Consider the following 18115-nt stretch of genomic DNA (forward strand, 5'->3'; position numbering starts at 1 on the left):
AGCAGTTCGCCCCGCTGACCGGCGTCACAAACTTGCAGCCGAAGCGAGCGTAACCGCAACGGAGGGGAAACACCCTGTCATGAAACAAGCTGTGCCTATTCATCCCAGCCAGCGCGCCCATCTGGCCAGGGAAATCGACCGCATCGGCTATATGCTGGTTTCGCGCTGGGAGCGGCCGCTGGCCGCCCACCTGCTGTCGCTGGTGCTGCGGCTGGAGGAATTGGTCCGCACCATAGGCCTGGGCGACATCGCGGCCGAGGCGCACACGCTGGCCCGTTTGTTGCAGCAATGGCTGCAACAGCCGCTGAGCGTGCCGTCCGAGCAAGAGCGCTACGGCCAGTTGCGCCATCATCTTGGCGTGGTCAGCCAGCTGGGCTTGATGGAGCGGCAAATTGCGATCCAGGGCGCGGAAGTTCGCCCGCCGGACGGCGGCTATGCGCCGCTCTACCTCTGGCTCCCCCCCAACCTGGACGCCAGCACGCTGCAGCGGCAATTAGCCTGCTTCGGCTACGAGGTCACGGTGCTGTCACAGGCGGCCAAGCTGGCGAAAGCGCTGCAAGAAGCGACGCCGGCCGCAGTGGTGGCCTTCACCGACTTCGCCGAAAGCGATCCCATCGTGCAACTGGCCCCCGCCATCAGCAGCTCCTGCCCCCTGGTGCTGACTTCGGCGCGGCGCGACTTCCCCTCCCGCCTGGCCGCGGCGCGGATGGGCGCCAGCGGTTTCCTGGACTGGCCCTTGCAAGCCCATCAACTGGTGGACTTGCTCAGCTTCGGCGACATCGGCGAGCGGCGCGACCCCTTGCGGGTGCTGATCGTCGAGGACATGGCCTCGCTGGCCGGCCTGTACACCCGGGTGTTGGCGGCCCATGGCGTGGAGGCCACCAGCGAGACCAATCCGGAAAACGTGCCGGAGTTGATCGAGCGGCTGAATCCGGATCTGATCCTGATGGACATGTATATGCCGCAGTGCAACGGCATCGAGCTCGCCAAGGTGATCCGCCAGCAGCGAATGCTGGACGGCATCCCCATCGTGTTTCTGTCGGTGGAAAAGCGCCAGGCGGTGCAGCTGGACGCGCTGACGCTGGGCATAGACGGCTTCCTGACCAAACCGGTGGCGCCGGAAGAGCTGGTGGTGACGGTGATGAACCGGGCGCGGCGCTATCGCAAGCTGCGCTCCTACATCGCCAACGACAGCCTCACCGGCCTGCTCAACCACTCGCATCTGCATGGCCAGATGGACAGCGGCATCGTCCGCGCGCGCCGGGACCAGCTGCCGTTGTCGCTGGCGATGATAGATCTGGACTACTTCAAGAAGATCAACGATACCTACGGCCATCAAGCCGGCGACCAGGTGCTGCTCAATCTGGCGCGCTTCTTGAAGGAGCGGCTGCGGCGCTCCGATCTGGTGGGCCGCTACGGCGGCGAGGAGTTCGCCATCGTGCTTCCCAGCACGCCGGTGGACAAGGCGCATCAGATGATGGATGCGCTACGCCAGGACTTCAGCCAATTGGAACAGCGCGCCGAAGAGCGCTCTTTCCGCCAGACCTTCAGCGCCGGCATCAGCTCGCTGGACACGGCCGACAACGCCACCAGCCTGGTGCAGCAAGCGGATGAAATGCTGTACCGCGCCAAGGCCAATGGCCGCAACCGGGTGGAAAGCCGCGGCGACTGAGCGCCCCAAACAAAAAGCCCCCGCGGGGCGGGGGCGTCGAGTCGGCGGAAGCCTCCGCCAGCCTGCCCGCTTGCCGCGGGCGAGGTTTCTTCTGCTTAGAAGTTGTACTTGACGGTGTAGATCGTCGCGTATTCGTTGCCGGCGGTGCCCAGCTTGTTCACAGCGTAACGATATTGAATGCCAGTGGTCAGCGACTTGGTCGGGTTCCACCACAGCGAAACGGCGCCGTTTTGGCCGGTGCGCTTTTGAACCAGGCCTGCGAAACCACTCGGCTGAGCAACGGTGGTGAAATAGTGCGAACGATCGAATTCGGTCTCATGCCACTGAGTTACCGAGAACGGTTGGCCAAAAGCCGTGAAGTCGAAACCCGCTACATAGCCAGCCATCCAACCATTGCGGTGCGCGCCGACTTGATACTTCAATTCTTGATGCATGCCCAGGAACGGCTTGAACCATACCTTGCCGAAGGACAGGTCCGTACCCAGACCCAGTACACGGTTCTGGTCGAAGAAATTGAAGCCACGAGTGTCATAGACGTGGGTGTACAACTTGACCGGCACGCCGCCGATGTCGGTGATGTTGAAGCGAGCTACCACCTTGGTGGTGTAGCGGCGATCGCCAGCCGGCATCTCGGTGTCGTTGCGGTTCCAGTTCTCCAGATCGAAGAAACCGTACAGATCGCCCCAGGAACGACCCATGCCGCCTTCGGCTTCCAGGTATTGGAAGTTGCGCTTAGCGCCGAACAAGGACGCTTGGGTTTTGTTCAGGGTGCTATCCGACCAGTTCAGCTGGTTGAAGCTGACATTGCTGAAAGTGTAATCAGCGTGAGCCAGAGCGGAAGCGGCCATCAGGGACAGGGCCAGCAGCGACTTGCGAGTATTCATTTGTTTCACCAGACTATTTTCGTGTAGTAAGCAACCGACAAGCGTCGGCGAGCGCCGCGCAGATTAGACGTGAAAATGGCCTTATGCAAACAATTTGTCACGCTTCTGTCGCATTTTTGCAAAGATTCTTTGCCTTGTTGTAGTAAAATGACAATAGAATTACACAGTGTTGTCAAAATGCCACATGGAAATGTCTTCACATGGAGATAAGTATCTGATCAAAAACCGATTCCCGGCTTGTTTCAGATCAAGATTCCCTATCCGTCCAACCGTAGCGCGCCAGGCTGACTTTGCCGTTGGCATTGAACTCCACATCCTCTTCTTCCAATAGCAATTTCTGCCAATCGGCATGTTGAGAGCCCGGCCGGGACAGCCGTCCGCCCGCGCCCAGCACGCGATGCCATGGCGCCTGGACGCCGTCGGGAAGATGGCCAAGCAAGCGGCCGACGTGGCGGGAATGGCGGGGGAAGCCGGCCTGCGCGGCCAGCTCGCCATAGGTGATGACGCGGCCGGCCGGCACCTGCGCCAGCAAGGCCAGCACGCGGCGGGCGAATTCAGGCGGCATCAGCGGTAGCGCGGATCGGCGACGTAGGGATTGCCGCGTTTCTCCGCGCCTAGGGTGGTGAAGGGGCCATGGCCGGGAATCACCGTGATGTCGTCCGGCAGGACGAACAGCTTTTGCTGGATGGCGTCTATCAGCTGCTGGTGGTTGCCCATGGGGAAATCGGTACGGCCTATCGAGCCTTGGAACAAGACATCGCCGGCCACCAACACTTTGGAGGACGGGCTATAGAACACCACATGGCCAGGCGTGTGGCCGGGGCAATGGATCACTTGCAGCGTCTCCTGGCCGATGGAGACGGTATCGCCCTCTTCCAGCCAGCGCTGCGGCGTCAGCGGCTCGCTGCGCGGGAAGCCGAACATCTGGCCCTGGGTGGGCAGCTGATCCAGCCAAAAGCTTTCGGCGCGCTGCGGGCCTTCGATCTCCACGCCCAGCTCCTCGGCCAGCTTGGCCGCGCCGCCGGCATGATCGATGTGGCCATGGGTCAGCAACAGCTTTTCCACCGTCAGGCCCTGTCCCTCCACCCAGGCGCGGATGCGTTCGATGTCGCCGCCGGCATCGACAATGGCCGCCTGACGGCTGACGCTGCACCACAGCACGCTGCAGTTCTGGGCAAACGGAGTGACCGGAATCACGTGGTATTTCAAGGCCATGACAGGGCTCGCGCTAAAAAAACGTAATCCGACATTCTGGCATGGCCGTGGCGGTTTGGGGAGGGGTGGCGGAGACGGTGCGCACGGGATAAGGCGGGCAAGGCCTGCCCTCCCTACGAGATGTGGCATGCCAGAATGGTTTGGGAAGGGCCGCCCTAAGGCGGATGCTCCGCCCGCTGGGCGATCCGCCGTGCCGTATCGACAAGGCAAAGGCGGAATAAGGGCTTAAAGCCGGGATTCCGCCCTAGGGGAATAAGGGCGCGACGGGATGGCGGATCGCCCGGATTGGCCGGGCATCCGCCCTACGAATACAACGCCCGCTCGATGAACTGGCGCGGCACCTTGGGCTTGGGCACCCGGACGTCGAACCAGCCGCGCACGTCGCCATCCAGCCCTATGCCGTGCATGAAGTTGTACAGCGCCTTGTTCAGGCCGCGGCCCATCAGCTCGTGGTCGGTGCCGGTGGGATCGATGAAGCCGACATCGTTCTTGGCGAAGTCGCCCGCCGGCAGCGGCACCAGCTGCACGCCGTATTCTTCCGGATTCTTGCCCACCGGCGAATGCACGGTGCAGGCGAAGCGGTGGAAGAAGCCGGACTGGATGCAGCCGCTGTCGAACAGCTGGCGCACGTACTCCAGCGCGTCCACCGTGTCCTGCACCGTCTGCGTCGGAAAGCCGTACATCAGGTAAGCGTGCACCAGGATGCCCGCCTCGGAAAAACCGTGGGTGACGCGCGCCACCTGCTCCACCGACACGCCCTTCTTCATCAGCTTGAGCAGCCGGTCCGACGCCACCTCCAGGCCGCCGGAGATGGCGATGCAGCCGGATTCGGCCAACAACTGGGCCAGTTCCGGCGTGAACGATTTCTCGAAACGGATATTGCCCCACCAGGAGATGGACACCTTGCGCCTGAGCAGCTCCTCGGCCAGCGCCTTCAGCATCTTGGGCGGGGCGGCCTCGTCGACGAAGTGGAAGCCGGTCTGGCCGGTTTCGGCGATGATGGCCTCAATGCGGTCCACCAGCACTTCGGCCGAGGCGGTTTCGTAGCGCGAGATATAGTCCAGCGTCACGTCGCAGAAGCTGCATTTCTTCCAGTAGCAGCCGTGGGCGATGGTCAGCTTGTTCCAGCGGCCGTCGCTCCACAGCCGGTGCATCGGGTTCAGCATGTCCAGCAGCGACAGGTAACGGTCGATGGGCAGGCCGTCCCAGGTCGGCGTGCCGGATTCGGAGAAGGGCACGTCCGCTTCCTGCATGTTGACATAACGCACCGCGCCGTCCTGGCGCAGGAAGGTGCGCGCGAGCCGGCTGACGCCGCGCTTGCCTTCGAGATGCTCCATCAACGCCAACAGCGGTTTTTCGCCATCGTCCAACGTGACGTAGTCGAAGTAATCGAACACCCGCGGTTCGGCCAATTCCCGCAGCTCGGTGTTGGCGTAGCCGCCGCCGAGACAGGTTTTGACCTCGGGCCAGTGACGCTTGATGGTCTGGGCGATGCGGAAGGCGGCGTATACCGCGCCGGGGAAGGGCACCGAAATCAACACCAGCTGCGGTTGATGCTTGTCCATCGCTTCGCGGGTCAGCGCGTCCAAGCTGTCGTCCACCCAGTTCGGCGCCGCCGCCAGGGCCTTGGCCAAGGGATCGAAGGTCGGCTGCGACAAGGCCAGCGATTCGGCGTAGCGGACGAACTCGAAGCGCGGGTCCACCGCCTCGCGCAACACGTCGGCGATATCGTTCAGGTACAGCGTGGCCAGATGGCGGGCGCGGTCCTGGGTGCCCAAGGCGCCGAAGGCCCAGGCCAGCGGATCGCCGCCGTCCGGATCGTCCGGGTCCACATACACATCCAGCGAGGCGAAGCGCGGCCCTTCCGGCAGATAGTTGCGGCCGGCGATGCGGTAGGACAGCGTGGCGTCGCGGCCCTGCAAGAAGCCGATCACCGCGTCTATCGTCGCGGCGTAGCGATCATAATCAATATCGAACTGCATCATGCAGTCCGTGCGCTGGCGCATTGGAATGCGCTGCACATGCTCGCGCAGCGTCTGCATGCCGGCGCGCGAGAACAATTTCAACACCAGCGCCAACGCCAGGTCTTCCTGGAAAGCCGCCACGCCGCGCGAGCGCAGGAAGCCGGTGAGATAGGCGGTGGATGGGTAGGGCGTGTTCAGCTGCGTCATCGGCGGGATGAGCGACAGCACGCGCAGGGAGCTGGCAGACATGCGAAAAATCCGGCGGGTGGTTCAAAAAGCATAGCCGGGCATAAGCCCGGCCGCGCGTGATTGTCCCACAGCAAGCGATGCGAGACTAGGCAGTCTTGGCGCTGAACTGCTCAAAGGCCTCTAAAGCGTTGGCGGAATACATCAAGGACGGCCCGCCGCCCATATACACCGCCATCGCCAGCGTCTCCTCCACTTCCGCCTTGGTGGCGCCCAGCTTGACCAAGGCCGAGGCATGGAAGCCCAGACAGCCGTCGCAACGCGCGGCCACGCCCAGCGCCAGCGCGATCAGCTCCTTGGTTTTCTTGTCCAGCGCCCCGTCGCGGGTGGCGGCGCGGGCCAGGTCGTTGAAGCCTTGCATCACCTCCGGCACGTCGGCGCGCAAGGTGGCCAGGTGCTTGGAAATAGCGTGGGTCAGTTCCGGGTAGTTCACTTCACCGCTCATGGTTTGGCTCCAGTTGAGATAGGGATGCGAATGCGCGAAGTCATCACAGCAAACGGACGACGCCGGCAATGGATATGTTGATTTATATAATATCAATTGATATATTGAAGTCAAGACACACCGCAATCGAGCATCGCCATGGATACCCCCTCCCTTTCCCTCGCCGACATGCGCCAAGCCGCCAGCCAGGCCTGCGGCATGCTGCGCGCCCTGGCCAATGAAGATAGGCTGCTGCTGTTATGCCAGCTCAGCCAGGGCGAGAAATCGGTAGGCGAGCTGGAAGAGATGGTCGGCATCCGCCAGCCTTCTCTGTCGCAGCAATTGGGCGTATTGCGCAACGAGGGCTTGGTGGCCACTCGCCGCGACGGCAAACGCATCATCTATTCCGTGGCCGATCCCAAGGCGCTGGCCGTGCTGACCGCCTTGCATCAGTTGTACTGCCCCAAGGAGGAGTAATGTTTCTGGATTGGAACCACTTCACCCCTTGGCCCTCTCTGGCCGGCGGCGCGCTGATCGGGCTGTCCGCCGCCGGGCTGATTTTGCTGAATGGCCGCGTGGCCGGCATCAGCGGCATCGTCGGCAGCCTGTTAAGGCCGGGCGGCGACAGAGGCTGGCGGCTGGCTTTCGTCGCCGGCCTGCTGCTCTCGCCCTGGCTATATCGACTATGGGCCGCCCCGCCGGAGATCACGATCAACGGCCAGCCTTGGCTGTTGGTCGCCGCCGGCTTGCTGGTGGGATTCGGCAGCCGCCTGGGTTCCGGCTGCACCAGCGGCCACGGCGTCTGCGGCCTGGCCCGGCTGTCGCCGCGCTCCCTGGCCGCCACGCTGACCTTCATGGCCGCCGGCTTCGCCGCCGTATGGCTGACACGCCATTTCTGGGGATGACGATGAAACGGATCGCAAGCGCGGGCCTCGCCGGCCTGCTGTTCGGCCTGGGCCTGATCACCGCCGGCATGGCCAATCCCGCCAAAGTGCTGGGTTTCCTGGATATCGCCGGCATCTGGGACCCGTCGCTGGCGCTGGTGATGGCCGGCGCCATCGCGGTGGCGTGGCCCGCTTTCACACTGGCCAAACGCCGCGAGAAGGCGCTGTTGGGCGAAACGATGCGATTGCCCGCCGCTCGCGCCATCGACCGACGCTTGCTGCTCGGCAGCTTGTTGTTTGGAACAGGCTGGGGCCTGGCCGGCATTTGCCCTGGCCCCGCCCTGGTGCTGGCCAGCGGCGGCCCGGCCAGCGCGGCGCTGTTCCTGGCCGCCATGCTGCTCGGCATGAAAGCGCAGAGCTGGTGGCCTACGCGCTAGATACAAGCGGTTACCCGGACATTGTCATTCCTGTGACAGAATTCTGCTCAAAAATCGAATTCGCACAACAATAAAACCGTGATGAATGACAATGTGTAAACCGCGCTTGCTACTGGCCGCGGCCCTTGTTTCGCCCGCCATGCTCGTCCAGGCCCAACCGGACGCGCAGGGTTGCGCATTGGGCCAGAGCGCCACCAATGCCCTGCCGGCCCAAACGCAAGCCGTCTTGCCTGACAGTCATTCAGACTTCCCTCTCGACCACCCCGTGATGATAGACGGCAACGGCCTGCCTACGCATGCGGCCCTGGCGCGAATCGGCTCCCTGCCTTTCCAGCACGCCGCCGTCGAAGCCAACGCCCTGGACAACGACGCGCCCGCGGCGGAAGAGGACGAGAGTTTTCGCCTGGCCGCCTTGTTCTGGACGCCTGCAACGCCAATAGAATGGATGCTGTCCTACAGCGACGCTCCCCTGCTGCAGGATCACTGGGACTTGCCCTCGTCCCCCCGCGCCCCCATCTGGCAGGCTCTGCCTGCGCAATGGGGCATATTGCCGCCCGCCACTTTGCTGGAGGCCGGATTCGCGCCCCAGACCATGGGCCCGAGCGCTCAAGTGTGGCTAGGCGCCAACTGGCATCTGGAAGCCGCGGATTTACACTATCAAGGCACTTCCTTGTCTTTGTTCGGCGCAACTGGCAGCGAGCTCAATCGCGTGCAAGGAGAGGCGCCGTACTGGCGGCTGTCTTTCGCGGACAACTGGGGCGGCCGCGCCTTGGAGCTGGGCATATTCGGCCTCCGCGCCCACCTCAGCACCGACCCGTTCAGCGAAGATGCATCCAGCGATCTTTATCGCGATGCCGGCGTAGACATGCAATTCACCTGGGGCGACGACGCGCGCTCGATCTCCACTCAAGCCTACTGGATTCGGGAACAGGTGAATTGGGATGCCGCGCACCTGGGCTATGACCACCAATCGCCGGTCAGCGAACAAACATCGTGGCAGTGGAAAACCGCCTACTGGTATCAACAGCGTTATGGCGCGGCGCTGTCATGGTTTCGCGTGGACGGCTCGGCCAATAATCTGATTTACACCCGCCACGGGCGCCCCCGCCTGCGCAGCCCGGCCACATCGGGCTATGTCGCGGAGCTGGACTATGCGCCCAGCCGCGACTGGATGATAGGGCTGCAACATACCGCGTATCGAAGCTTCATGGGCGCCAGCCGCAACTACGACGGTTTCGGCCGCGACGCCAGCGACAACAACTCCACCTATCTGTTCATCGCGCGCGCATTCTGAGCGCCGGCCGAAAAAAGAAAAGGCCACCGCAGGTGGCCCAAAGTTTCGGAGAAAAACGCGTTCCGGCCTGGGCCGGAAACATGAGCCGGCAAGCGGCCGTCTCGTTTTTCCAATGTTGATTCTATCGCCGACGATGTCGCGCGGCAATGGACGGTTTATTCGCCCAACGCCGCCAGCAGTTCCGCCTGCTGTTCGGCGATCAGCGCGTCGGTCAGCTCCTGCAGGTCGCCGTCCATCACGTAATCCAGCTTGTACAAAGTCAGATTGATGCGATGGTCGGTAATGCGGCCCTGCGGATAATTGTAGGTGCGGATGCGCTCGGAACGGTCGCCGGAGCCGATCAGGCTCTTGCGCTCGGCCGCTTCCTTCTGGTTCTTCTCGCGCAGCTGGATGTCGTAGATGCGCGCCGCCAGCACCTGCATGGCGCTGGCCTTGTTGGCATGCTGCGAGCGGCCATCCTGGCACTCTGCCACAATCCCCGTCGGAAGATGGGTGATGCGCACCGCGGAGTCGGTCTTGTTGATGTGCTGGCCGCCGGCGCCGCTGGCCCTGAACGTATCGATGCGCAGATCGGCCGGATTCAGCACCACTTCGGCGATTTCGTCGGCCTCGGCCATCACCGCCACCGTGCAGGCGGAGGTGTGGATGCGGCCCTGGGTTTCGGTGGCCGGCACGCGCTGCACCCGGTGGCCGCCGGACTCGAACTTCAGCCGCGAATACGCGCCCTGGCCCACCAGCCGCACGATCACTTCCTTGTAGCCGCCCAGATCGGACTCGCTGGCGGAAACGATCTCCACCTGCCAGCGATTGCGCTCGGCGTAGCGGGTGTACATGCGCAGCAGGTCCGCCGCGAACAAGGCCGCTTCGTCGCCGCCGGTGCCGGCGCGCACCTCCAGGAAGATGTTCTTGTCGTCGTTGGGATCCTTGGGCAGCAGCAGCTTCTGCAGCTCCACATCCAGCGCGGCCAGTTTGTCCTTGCCCTCAAGCATTTCCGCCTGGGCGAATTCCTTCATTTCCGGATCGGCCAGCATCTCTTCCGCGGCGGCGATGTCGCCCTCGCACTGCCGGTAGGCGGAGAAAGTCTCCACCACCGGCGTCAGCTCGGCATGCTCGCGGGTGAGTTTCTTGAAGGCCTCCATGTCCTGGGTGGCCGTTTCGCTGGCCAGCAGATGGGTCACTTCTTCCAGACGGTCGGCCAACTGGGCGAGCCTGGCCGCGATAGACGCTTTCATTACGACTCCGGGTGTAAACGGTAAAGCCGCGCGATGGCCTGCACCTGCGCGTCATGCTCCGCGCCGCTGCCCGAGGACAAGGCCTGGGTGGGCGGATGCATCAGTTTATTGGTCAGTTGGACGGACAAGGCCTCCAACACTTTTTCCGGCGCGTCGCCGCGCGCCAATTGTTTCATCGCGCCTTCCAGCGCATGGCGGCGAGTACGTTCGGCCTCGTCGCGCAAAGCGCGGATCAAGGGCACGGTCTCGCGCTTTTTCAACCAGTCGTTGAATTCGGCCACCCGCGCCTGGATGATGGTTTCGGCTTCTTCCGCGGCGCTCTGCCGCGCCTCCTTGCCGACCTCGACAATGCCGGCGATATCGTCGACGCTGTACAGAAACACATCGTCCAACTTGCCCACTTCCAGTTCGACATCGCGCGGCACCGCCAAGTCCAGCATGAACATGGGCCGATGGCGGCGCGCCTTGATCGCCCGCTCCACCATGCCCTTGCCGATGATGGGCAGTTGGCTGGCGGTGGACGTCACCACCACGTCGTAGCGCGCCAGCGCGTCAGGCAGCTCGGACAAGGGAATCGCGTTGCCGCCGAATTGTTCCGCCAGCTTCAAGCCGCGCTCCATGGTGCGATTGGCCACGGTGATACAGGATGGATTGCGCGCGGCGAAGTGCGTCGCCACCAGTTCTATCATTTCGCCCGCGCCGACAAACAGCACGTTCAGCTCGGCGATGGACGGGAAAATCTGCTCGGCCAGCTTTACCGCCGCCGCCGACATCGACACGGAACTGGCGCCGACCGCGGTGCTGGAACGCACTTCCTTGGCCACCGCGAAAGTGCGCTGGAACAGGCCGTTGAGCAAAGTCCCCAGCGTGCCGGCGCTCTCGGCGCTGCGCACCGCGTCCTTCAACTGCCCCAGGATCTGGGTTTCGCCCAGCACCATCGAATCCAGCCCCGACGCCACCCGGAAAGCATGCCGCGCCGCATGCGCCGCCTCCAGACGATAGAGATAGGGCTCCACTTCGGCCCGGTTCAGGCCGTGAAACTGGCATAGCCAGTCCAGCGCGGAATGCGGATCCGTGCTCAGGCAGTAAATCTCGGTGCGATTGCAAGTGGAAACGATGGCCGCTTCCCGCGCGGCCTGCGACGCCACCAGGCTGTCCAGCGCGCGCGGCAAAGTCTCGGCCGGAAAGGCCAGCTTTTCCCGAATCGACAGTGGCGCCGTGTGGTGGTTGAGTCCGAAGGCAAGCAGATGCATGGGCGGAGTGTGCCGCAGACGAAAACAGGACATTTTAGCCTAACTGGGCGGCGGCGTCCCAAAACGCTGCGCCGACCCGCCTCGCCCTACCGTCCCGGCCTTGTCGCCCGCTCTTATAGCATCAAAATTGTTGCAATTCCGTAACAAAAAATTCTCAATCCAACTCAACTGTTTACATTTATTTACATTCAAAAACAGTAACTTACAATTACGACAGCATTAAAATTTAAATTCAATCGCCTTTTGTGTTTGATTTGAAATAGTACAAATGTCATTTTAATGGCATGTGAAAGGGTCTTGCTCCATGACCGCGCATCACAGTCGATACGATTCAGCAGTAATCGGCACGGAAGTTGCGCCATCGCAGCGCAAATAAAAATACATAAGGATGAATAGATGAAGATGAAATTGCTCGCCCAGGCGATCGCCGCGATCGGCCTGCTGGGAAGCGCGGTCGCGCATGCCGACGATAATGGCGGCGACCAACTGGAACGCGTCACCATCACTGGCTCCAACATCAAGAGCATCAATAAAGAAGGCGCAACGCCTGTCCAGATCATCAAGAAGGAAGAAATCGCCAAAACCGGCGCGTCAACCGTTGCTCAGCTACTGGATCATCTGACCGCCGTCTCCGGCGTAACGGCCGGCACCGACGCGAATAGCTTCACTCCTGGCGCAGCCAGCGCCGGCCTGCATGGCATGGATGCGAAATACACGCTGATTCTGCTCAATGGCCGACGCCTCCCCACGTATGCCCAATTGGCCGGCGGCACAGATAGCTTCACCGACCTGAACACCTTGCCGCTATCTGTCATCGAGTCGGTGGAAATCCTGCGTGACGGCGCTTCCGCCATTTACGGTTCCGATGCAGTTGCCGGCGTGATCAACTTCAAGACCAAACGCAACTACCAGGGTCTGAACAGCTACGCCCGGTACGGCCAAACCTCCGCAGGCGATGGCATGGAACAATCGGCTGGCATTTCCGGCGGCGTCGGCGACCTGGACAAAGACGGCTATAACGCGCTGTTCTCTTTGGACACGTATCATCGCGAGCCCGTGTTCTACAGCAAGCACGATGCGACCAAATCGCGCGACTACCGCCGTTTCGGCGGCGCGGACAACCGCTACCAAGCCACCTGGGGCGGCTGGACACTGGACGACGGCGCTCCCCATCCTTTCTCAGTCATGCCAGACTGCGCGACCGCGACCGTCAAAAAGCCGAATGGCAATACCATCTGCCCGATTGATTATGATCAGGTCGACAGTCAATTGTCGCCGCGCACCACCCGCCTGGGCTTGTTGAGCGTGCTCACCCGCAAGCTGGATGCGGATAGCCAGCTATATGCCGAACTTGGCTTCAATCAGACTCGCACCAGCCTAAGCAGCGGCAACGCCTTCATCAATGATTACGAGCTTTCTCCCGGCAATGCGTCTTATCCGACCGACCCCGCCCTGCTCGCCAAGCTGAAAGCGATCAATCCGGCATTCAAACCGGGCGTATCCTCCGTAGACGTGTATCGCAGCATCAACGAAGGCCGCGAAAACACAACCGATGCGGTCAGCAATACCGCTCGCGCTGTCTTCGGTTACTCCACCACCTACAAGAACTGGGACTACGACGCCTCGGTCAATTTCAGCCAGAACACGGTCACCAACCACAATCTGGTGGTGATGAACACCTTCCTGGACTCGCTGACCAACGGCAATCCATCCGGCCCGACCTATAACCCATTCATTCACGGCAATCCGGCCTCTAGCGTCACACCCTATGAAAAACAGCAAACCATAGAGGGCACTTCCGGCTTCCAAGGGCTGGAGCTGAAAGCCGCGCAGAGTAATCTGTTCTCGCTGCCAGGCGGAGAAGCGGGCTTCGCCGCAGGCGTGCAATGGTGGCGAGAGACGCTGGAAAACAATCCCTCCAGCGATATGCAAAATGGCCTGATCATGAACCAGGCGCCGCAAAGCTACTTCACGGCAGCCCGCAGCATCTTCGCCGTCTATAGCGAGCTGAACCTGCCCGTCATCAAGAATCTGGATGTGAATCTGGCGGTACGGAACGACCATTACAATGATCTTGGCAGCACCTTCAATCCCAAGGCCAGCTTCACCTATCGCCCGGTGAAGGAAGTGCTGTTCCGCGGCTCGGCCACCTCCGGCTTCAAGGCGCCGTCGTTCACCCAGATGTATCTGACCAATACCGGCTTTAACAGCGGCCCGGACTTGGCAAAGTGCGCCCAGCAAGGCATTGCCGCTCAAGACTGCACATCCGAGAGTTTCAAGCTCATCAGCGGCGGCAATCCTCACCTGACCCCTGAAACCAATAAGAGCTTCAGCTTCGGCATGGTCCTGCAGCCAACCAAGGAACTATTCGCGTCGGTTGACTTTTATCGCATCAATCAGAAAAATGTCATCAACTCGCTGAGTCTGGAAGATGTGCTGGCCAATCCGGGCAAGTACCCGGGTGCCATTGTTCGCAAACCCTCCGACCCCGGCGTGCTGGGCGATATCGATCATATCAATTTGCCGTATGACAATATCGGCCGCAGAGTGGTGGCCGGTCTGGATATCGAGCTGAAGTACGATTTGTCCCTTGGCGAGTATGGCAAACTCAAGTTCTCCAACGAGCAAAACCGCGTTCTGACCTACCAGGACTCGACCCAGAAGACAGATCCGCTGCGTGAAGAAGTGGACTATGCCACGATGCCTCGCTGGAAAAACGTGTTCACCACCGAGTACAGCTATGGCAAGTACTCCGTTGGCCTGACCGCACGCTCCTACTCCGGCTTCAAGAACCTGACCTCCGCGATTTCCGATCCAGCCACCATTGGTAAGAAATCTCCGCGCATTCCGTCTTACACTGCTTGGGATCTGGACGTCAGCGCTCAACCGCTCAAACAGTTAAGCGTTTCGGCAGGAGTGAAGAATCTGGGCGCAAAGATCCCTCCCTACATCTCCAACTACACCGACCCGGGAGTCTTCTCCGGCTCAGATACCGACCTGTGGGGCCGTACTTACTACGTGAATTTCAACTACAAATTCTAAAATATCCCAGTTCATCCCTCCCAAACCCGCCTTCCGGCGGGTTTTTGCATTTGACGGACGCAGCACACGTTCATTGCCTGCGCCTCCAGATGGCTGCGCCCCTATCCACTTAATAAAATTTGACAATTTGCACAAAAACAACAGTCATTTTCCGCAGAATATTCAATAACTTAACAAAAAAGAAACAATGTTGACGGATGTCAGACCACATAAAAACGCGGTCAGATAATTGATTTATTGAAAGAAAAATGTCAATTTCATGATTGCATTGGCATGATCCATGCGATGCCAAATCAAAAATAGTCTCGCGTCGACAGCAACGCAGACACGTGATGAATACAAAGGAAAAACAATGAGACTGACCATCCTGGCCCAAGCTATCGCGACGATAGGCTTGTTGGGCAGCGGCATCGCGCATGCCGCCGACAGCGCCGACCAACTCGAACGCGTTACCATCACCGGCTCCAACATCAAGCGCAGCATCAACAAGGAAGGCGCGCTGCCGGTCGAGGTGCTTAAAAAAGAAGACATCGCCAAAACCGGCGCATCCACAGTTTCCCAGTTACTTGAGGGCATCGCCTCCATCACCGGCGTCACGCCCGGCACCAGCAGTACCAGTTTTGTGCCCGGAGCCTCCTATGCCAGCATGCGCGGCATGGACGCAAAATACACTCTGGTTCTGCTCAATGGCCGCCGCTTGGCGACATATGCGCAACTGGAAGGCGGCACAGATGCCTTCAATGACTTGAATACTCTGCCGCTCTCCGTTATTGAATCCGTTGAAATCCTGCGCGACGGCGCTTCCGCCATCTATGGATCCGATGCGGTTGCCGGTGTGATCAACTTCAAGACCAAACGCAACTATCAAGGCACGGACAGCTACGTCCGTTATGGCCAAACATCTGCCGGAGATGGTTCTGAGCAGGCGATGGGAGTCTCCGCTGGCATCGGCGATCTGGATAAAGACGGTTACAACGCGCTGATCTCGTTTGACGCCTACCATCGCGAACCGGTGTTTTACAGCAAGCACGACCCTATCAAGTCTCGCGATTTTCGCCGTTTCGGCGGGGATGACAATCGCTTCCTAAGCACTTGGGGCGGCTGGCGGATCAGTCCAAAGCAGCAATACATCGCCATGCCATACTGCCCAAGCCCCTTGGTCACCAAGGCTACTGGCCAAGTCATCTGCCCAATCGATTATGATCAGGTTGACGATCAGAAATCCCCCCGTACCAGCCGCTATGGTTTGCTGTCGGTTGGCACCAAGAAACTGGATGCCAATAGCGAAATTTATGCGGAATTGGGACTGAATCAGACGCAGACCATGCTGCGCGGCGGAAATAACTTCCTGAACGCCATCACACTGTCTCCCAAAGACGCAGCCTACCCCAAAGATCCTTCGTTGATCGCGGCTCTCCAGGCGATGAATCCCAATTTCGTGCCTGGCACCAGCAATATCACCATCTATCGGGGTCTAAACGAAGGCTGGGGGCGCGATCGCGACGCCACTAGCACGACGTATCACGCAGTCGTGGGTTACAGCACTTCGCGCTGGGATTGGGACTTTGACGCCTCCATCAATCTGAGCGGCAATAAAGTTGTCAACAAAAATCAGGACTACCTGACTACGCTCGAGGACTCACAATCCACAGGCAACCCATCTGGCCCGACCTACAACCCGTTCATTCACGGCAATCCGACCAACAGTCTAAGCCCCTTCCAGGCCTTGGACCAAAATAAAGCCACTAGCGCCCTGCAGGCACTGGAGCTGAAGGCATCAAAGAGCGAACTATTCAATCTGCCTGGCGGTGCCGCAGGTTTCGCCACCGGCCTGCAATGGTGGCATGAAAGCCTGGAAAGCGAACCGGATGCCAATACCCAGCAAGGCCTGGTCATGAACTCCGCCCCGCAGTCCTATCTCAAGGCCAGCCACAGCATTCTAGCGGCTTACGGGGAGTTCAATCTGCCGATCACCAAACAGCTTGAGGTGCAACTGGCGCTGCGCGGCGACCACTACAACGATTTCGGCAACACCGTCAATCCCAAGATCGCATTCGCTTACCACCCATGGAAAGAAGTATTATTCCGCGGTTCCGCCTCCTCTGGCTTCAAAGCCCCGTCCTTCACTCAGCTACACCTGACCCGCACGGCCTATAGCTCAGTTAAGGATTATGATCTGTGCGCTCAGCAAGGTATTTCAAAGAGCAAGTGTCAAGCCAACAGCGTCAAGATCATCAGCGGCGGCAATCCCAATCTGCAGCCGGAAACCAGCGACAGCTTCAGCCTGGGCATGGTATTCCAGCCCACGAAGGAGTTGTATGCATCGGTTGACTTCTACCGCATCAATCAAAAGAAAGTCATCAACGCCATCGATACTGAAGACGTAATGACCAACCCTGCCAAATATCCTGGCGCGATTGTGCGCAAACCGGCGCAAAATGGTTTGCTGGGCGATATTGATCATATCAATACCCCATATCAAAATACCGGTGGTTTGAGCACCTCCGGTCTGGACATCATCGCTCGCTATGATTGGTCGCTGGGCAGCTATGGCAAGCTGAAATTTGAAAACCAGCACAGCCGTATTTTGAGCTACAAGGACCATAAACTGGCCGATGATCCCTGGCTGGAGGAACTGGACTATGCAGTCGAAACTCGCTGGAAGAACGTGTTTACCACTGAATATAGCTATGACAAATACTCAGTTGGCTTGACCGCGCGCAGCTATGCCGGCTTCAAGAACCTGACTCAAGCGATTTCCAACACCAGCTCCTTGCAAGGCAAATCCGAACGCGTGGCCTCCTATACCGCTTTCGATGTCTATCTGAGCGCAACGCCACTCAAGAAACTGAAAATAGAAGGCGGAATTAAAAATATCGGCAATCGTGTTCCGCCATATTTCAGCAACTCCTCCACCCCAGGCACATTCAATGGCCCGGCCACAGACCTGTGGGGTCGCACCTACTATATGAACGTGAATTACAAGTTCTAAGCGCCGTCCCGATTCACGCTTGTTGCCAAACCGCGCCAGTCAGCTTGCTGACTGGCGTTTTTCAAATAATTAGCCCTGCAAACGCATATCCACATGCAGTATCCCGCCATCGTCATACGGCTCGGATACCGGCTGGAAACCAAACGCTTCATATAAACCGCTGGCGTCGCACTGCGCGGACAGCATCAACGTCTGGCCGGGGTAATGGGCATGGCACTGCGCCACCGCCTGCGCCATCAGCGCCTTGCCCAGGCCCTGCCCGCGCGCTTCCGGCGCCACCACCACCCGGCCGATGGCGACGGCGTCGGGGTATTTTCCGCCCGGCCCGATCAAGCGCGCGTAGGCCAGCAGATTGCCAGCCTCGTCGCGTCCGGACAGGTGCAGGCAGTGCATGTCGACGCCGTCCACATCGCCATAGATCGACTGCTGCTCCACCACGAATACCCGGTCGCGCAGTTGCAGCGCCTGATACAGAGCCCTGGGCGTAAATCCATCAAAACCGTGGCAATGCCACGCTATCCTGTTTGCCATAGTAGAATCCCTCCATTCCGGTAGCCCGTCCTGCCATGCTATACC

The 18115-nt window shown here is 60.2% G+C and carries 15 protein-coding genes; 7 read left to right on the forward strand and 8 right to left on the reverse strand.

The genetic code is table 11. From position 1 onward, the window contains the following. Positions 1–79 precede the first annotated feature (79 nt). Positions 80–1672, forward strand: a complete 1593-nt coding sequence (locus NKT35_RS06815) for a GGDEF domain-containing protein (RefSeq protein WP_254300110.1) — start codon at positions 80–82, stop codon at positions 1670–1672. 95 nt (positions 1673–1767) lie between these two features. Here the strand turns inward: NKT35_RS06815 and NKT35_RS06820 are convergent, their stop codons facing one another. The 5 genes from NKT35_RS06820 to NKT35_RS06840 form a co-directional block, all read right to left on the reverse strand. Continuing rightward, the gene (locus tag NKT35_RS06820; protein WP_254300112.1) at positions 1768–2556 is read right to left on the reverse strand and encodes an outer membrane protein OmpK; all 789 of its coding nucleotides are present in this window, start codon (positions 2554–2556) and stop codon (positions 1768–1770) included. A 247-nt stretch (positions 2557–2803) separates the two neighbouring features. After that, positions 2804–3121 (reverse strand): MGMT family protein, encoded by a 318-nt coding sequence (locus tag NKT35_RS06825; RefSeq protein ID WP_254300114.1) that lies wholly within the window; start codon positions 3119–3121, stop codon positions 2804–2806. After that, positions 3121–3771, reverse strand: a complete 651-nt coding sequence (locus NKT35_RS06830) for an MBL fold metallo-hydrolase (protein WP_305883468.1) — start codon at positions 3769–3771, stop codon at positions 3121–3123. Before NKT35_RS06830 ends, NKT35_RS06825 begins: the two co-directional genes overlap by 1 nt. Before the next feature lie 302 nt (positions 3772–4073). Next, positions 4074–5984, reverse strand: a complete 1911-nt coding sequence (locus tag NKT35_RS06835) for a B12-binding domain-containing radical SAM protein (protein ID WP_254300117.1) — start codon at positions 5982–5984, stop codon at positions 4074–4076. Between the two features lie 85 nt (positions 5985–6069). Further along, positions 6070–6426 (reverse strand): carboxymuconolactone decarboxylase family protein, encoded by a 357-nt coding sequence (locus tag NKT35_RS06840; RefSeq protein ID WP_254300119.1) that lies wholly within the window; start codon positions 6424–6426, stop codon positions 6070–6072. Between the two features lie 138 nt (positions 6427–6564). Between NKT35_RS06840 and NKT35_RS06845 the strand changes: the two genes are divergently transcribed. The 4 genes from NKT35_RS06845 to NKT35_RS06860 all read left to right on the forward strand — a co-directional run bounded on the left by NKT35_RS06845 (position 6565) and on the right by NKT35_RS06860 (position 9020). Continuing rightward, positions 6565–6882, forward strand: a complete 318-nt coding sequence (locus NKT35_RS06845) for an ArsR/SmtB family transcription factor (RefSeq protein WP_254300127.1) — start codon at positions 6565–6567, stop codon at positions 6880–6882. After that, complete coding sequence (locus NKT35_RS06850) at positions 6882–7310, forward strand: YeeE/YedE family protein (protein ID WP_254300129.1); 429 nt, start codon at positions 6882–6884, stop codon at positions 7308–7310. The genes NKT35_RS06845 and NKT35_RS06850 overlap by 1 nt, the downstream gene beginning before the upstream one ends. A 2-nt stretch (positions 7311–7312) precedes the next feature. After that, the gene (locus NKT35_RS06855; protein WP_254300131.1) at positions 7313–7726 is read left to right on the forward strand and encodes a YeeE/YedE family protein; all 414 of its coding nucleotides are present in this window, start codon (positions 7313–7315) and stop codon (positions 7724–7726) included. 91 nt (positions 7727–7817) lie between these two features. Then, positions 7818–9020: a hypothetical protein gene (locus NKT35_RS06860; RefSeq protein WP_254300133.1), complete on the forward strand. Its 1203-nt coding sequence runs from the start codon at positions 7818–7820 to the stop codon at positions 9018–9020. A gap of 155 nt (positions 9021–9175) precedes the next feature. Here NKT35_RS06860 and prfA read toward each other — a convergent pair whose 3' ends face one another. Further along, positions 9176–10252 carry a peptide chain release factor 1 gene (prfA, locus tag NKT35_RS06865; protein WP_254300135.1) on the reverse strand — a complete coding sequence of 359 codons (1077 nt, stop codon included), beginning with the start codon at positions 10250–10252 and terminating at the stop codon, positions 9176–9178. Then, complete coding sequence (gene hemA, locus NKT35_RS06870; RefSeq protein ID WP_254300137.1) at positions 10252–11505, reverse strand: glutamyl-tRNA reductase; 1254 nt, start codon at positions 11503–11505, stop codon at positions 10252–10254. The genes prfA and hemA overlap by 1 nt, the downstream gene beginning before the upstream one ends. A 396-nt stretch (positions 11506–11901) precedes the next feature. On the opposite strand from hemA, the gene NKT35_RS06875 reads away from it, so the two are divergent. Together NKT35_RS06875 and NKT35_RS06880 are read left to right on the forward strand one after the other, a co-directional pair. Further along, positions 11902–14547: a TonB-dependent receptor gene (locus tag NKT35_RS06875; RefSeq protein ID WP_254300139.1), complete on the forward strand. Its 2646-nt coding sequence runs from the start codon at positions 11902–11904 to the stop codon at positions 14545–14547. A gap of 352 nt (positions 14548–14899) precedes the next feature. After that, a complete protein-coding gene (locus NKT35_RS06880) occupies positions 14900–17539 on the forward strand; it encodes a TonB-dependent receptor plug domain-containing protein (RefSeq protein WP_254300141.1) in 2640 nt (879 codons plus the stop codon). A 69-nt stretch (positions 17540–17608) separates the two neighbouring features. Here the strand turns inward: NKT35_RS06880 and NKT35_RS06885 are convergent, their stop codons facing one another. Next, the gene (locus NKT35_RS06885) at positions 17609–18070 is read right to left on the reverse strand and encodes a GNAT family N-acetyltransferase (protein WP_254300143.1); all 462 of its coding nucleotides are present in this window, start codon (positions 18068–18070) and stop codon (positions 17609–17611) included. Positions 18071–18115 lie beyond the last annotated feature (45 nt).

It is taken from the genome of Chromobacterium sp. IIBBL 290-4 (assembly GCF_024207115.1).
In the GTDB taxonomy this organism is placed as follows: Bacteria; Pseudomonadota; Gammaproteobacteria; order Burkholderiales; family Chromobacteriaceae; genus Chromobacterium.

Excerpts from the sequence above, each read along its gene's own strand:
- prfA (WP_254300135.1), bottom strand. The coding sequence starts at position 10,252 with ATGAAAGCGTCTATCGCGGCCAGGCTCGCCCAGTTGGCCGACCGTCTG.
- hemA (WP_254300137.1), bottom strand. The coding sequence starts at position 11,505 with ATGCATCTGCTTGCCTTCGGACTCAACCACCACACGGCGCCACTGTCG.
- NKT35_RS06880 (WP_254300141.1), top strand. The coding sequence starts at position 14,900 with ATGAGACTGACCATCCTGGCCCAAGCTATCGCGACGATAGGCTTGTTG.
- NKT35_RS06830 (WP_305883468.1), bottom strand. The coding sequence starts at position 3,771 with ATGGCCTTGAAATACCACGTGATTCCGGTCACTCCGTTTGCCCAGAAC.
- NKT35_RS06820 (WP_254300112.1), bottom strand. The coding sequence starts at position 2,556 with ATGAATACTCGCAAGTCGCTGCTGGCCCTGTCCCTGATGGCCGCTTCC.
- NKT35_RS06850 (WP_254300129.1), top strand. The coding sequence starts at position 6,882 with ATGTTTCTGGATTGGAACCACTTCACCCCTTGGCCCTCTCTGGCCGGC.
- NKT35_RS06840 (WP_254300119.1), bottom strand. The coding sequence starts at position 6,426 with ATGAGCGGTGAAGTGAACTACCCGGAACTGACCCACGCTATTTCCAAG.
- NKT35_RS06835 (WP_254300117.1), bottom strand. The coding sequence starts at position 5,984 with ATGTCTGCCAGCTCCCTGCGCGTGCTGTCGCTCATCCCGCCGATGACG.
- NKT35_RS06845 (WP_254300127.1), top strand. The coding sequence starts at position 6,565 with ATGGATACCCCCTCCCTTTCCCTCGCCGACATGCGCCAAGCCGCCAGC.
- NKT35_RS06860 (WP_254300133.1), top strand. The coding sequence starts at position 7,818 with ATGTGTAAACCGCGCTTGCTACTGGCCGCGGCCCTTGTTTCGCCCGCC.
- NKT35_RS06875 (WP_254300139.1), top strand. The coding sequence starts at position 11,902 with ATGAAGATGAAATTGCTCGCCCAGGCGATCGCCGCGATCGGCCTGCTG.
- NKT35_RS06885 (WP_254300143.1), bottom strand. The coding sequence starts at position 18,070 with ATGGCAAACAGGATAGCGTGGCATTGCCACGGTTTTGATGGATTTACG.
- NKT35_RS06855 (WP_254300131.1), top strand. The coding sequence starts at position 7,313 with ATGAAACGGATCGCAAGCGCGGGCCTCGCCGGCCTGCTGTTCGGCCTG.
- NKT35_RS06815 (WP_254300110.1), top strand. The coding sequence starts at position 80 with ATGAAACAAGCTGTGCCTATTCATCCCAGCCAGCGCGCCCATCTGGCC.
- NKT35_RS06825 (WP_254300114.1), bottom strand. The coding sequence starts at position 3,121 with ATGCCGCCTGAATTCGCCCGCCGCGTGCTGGCCTTGCTGGCGCAGGTG.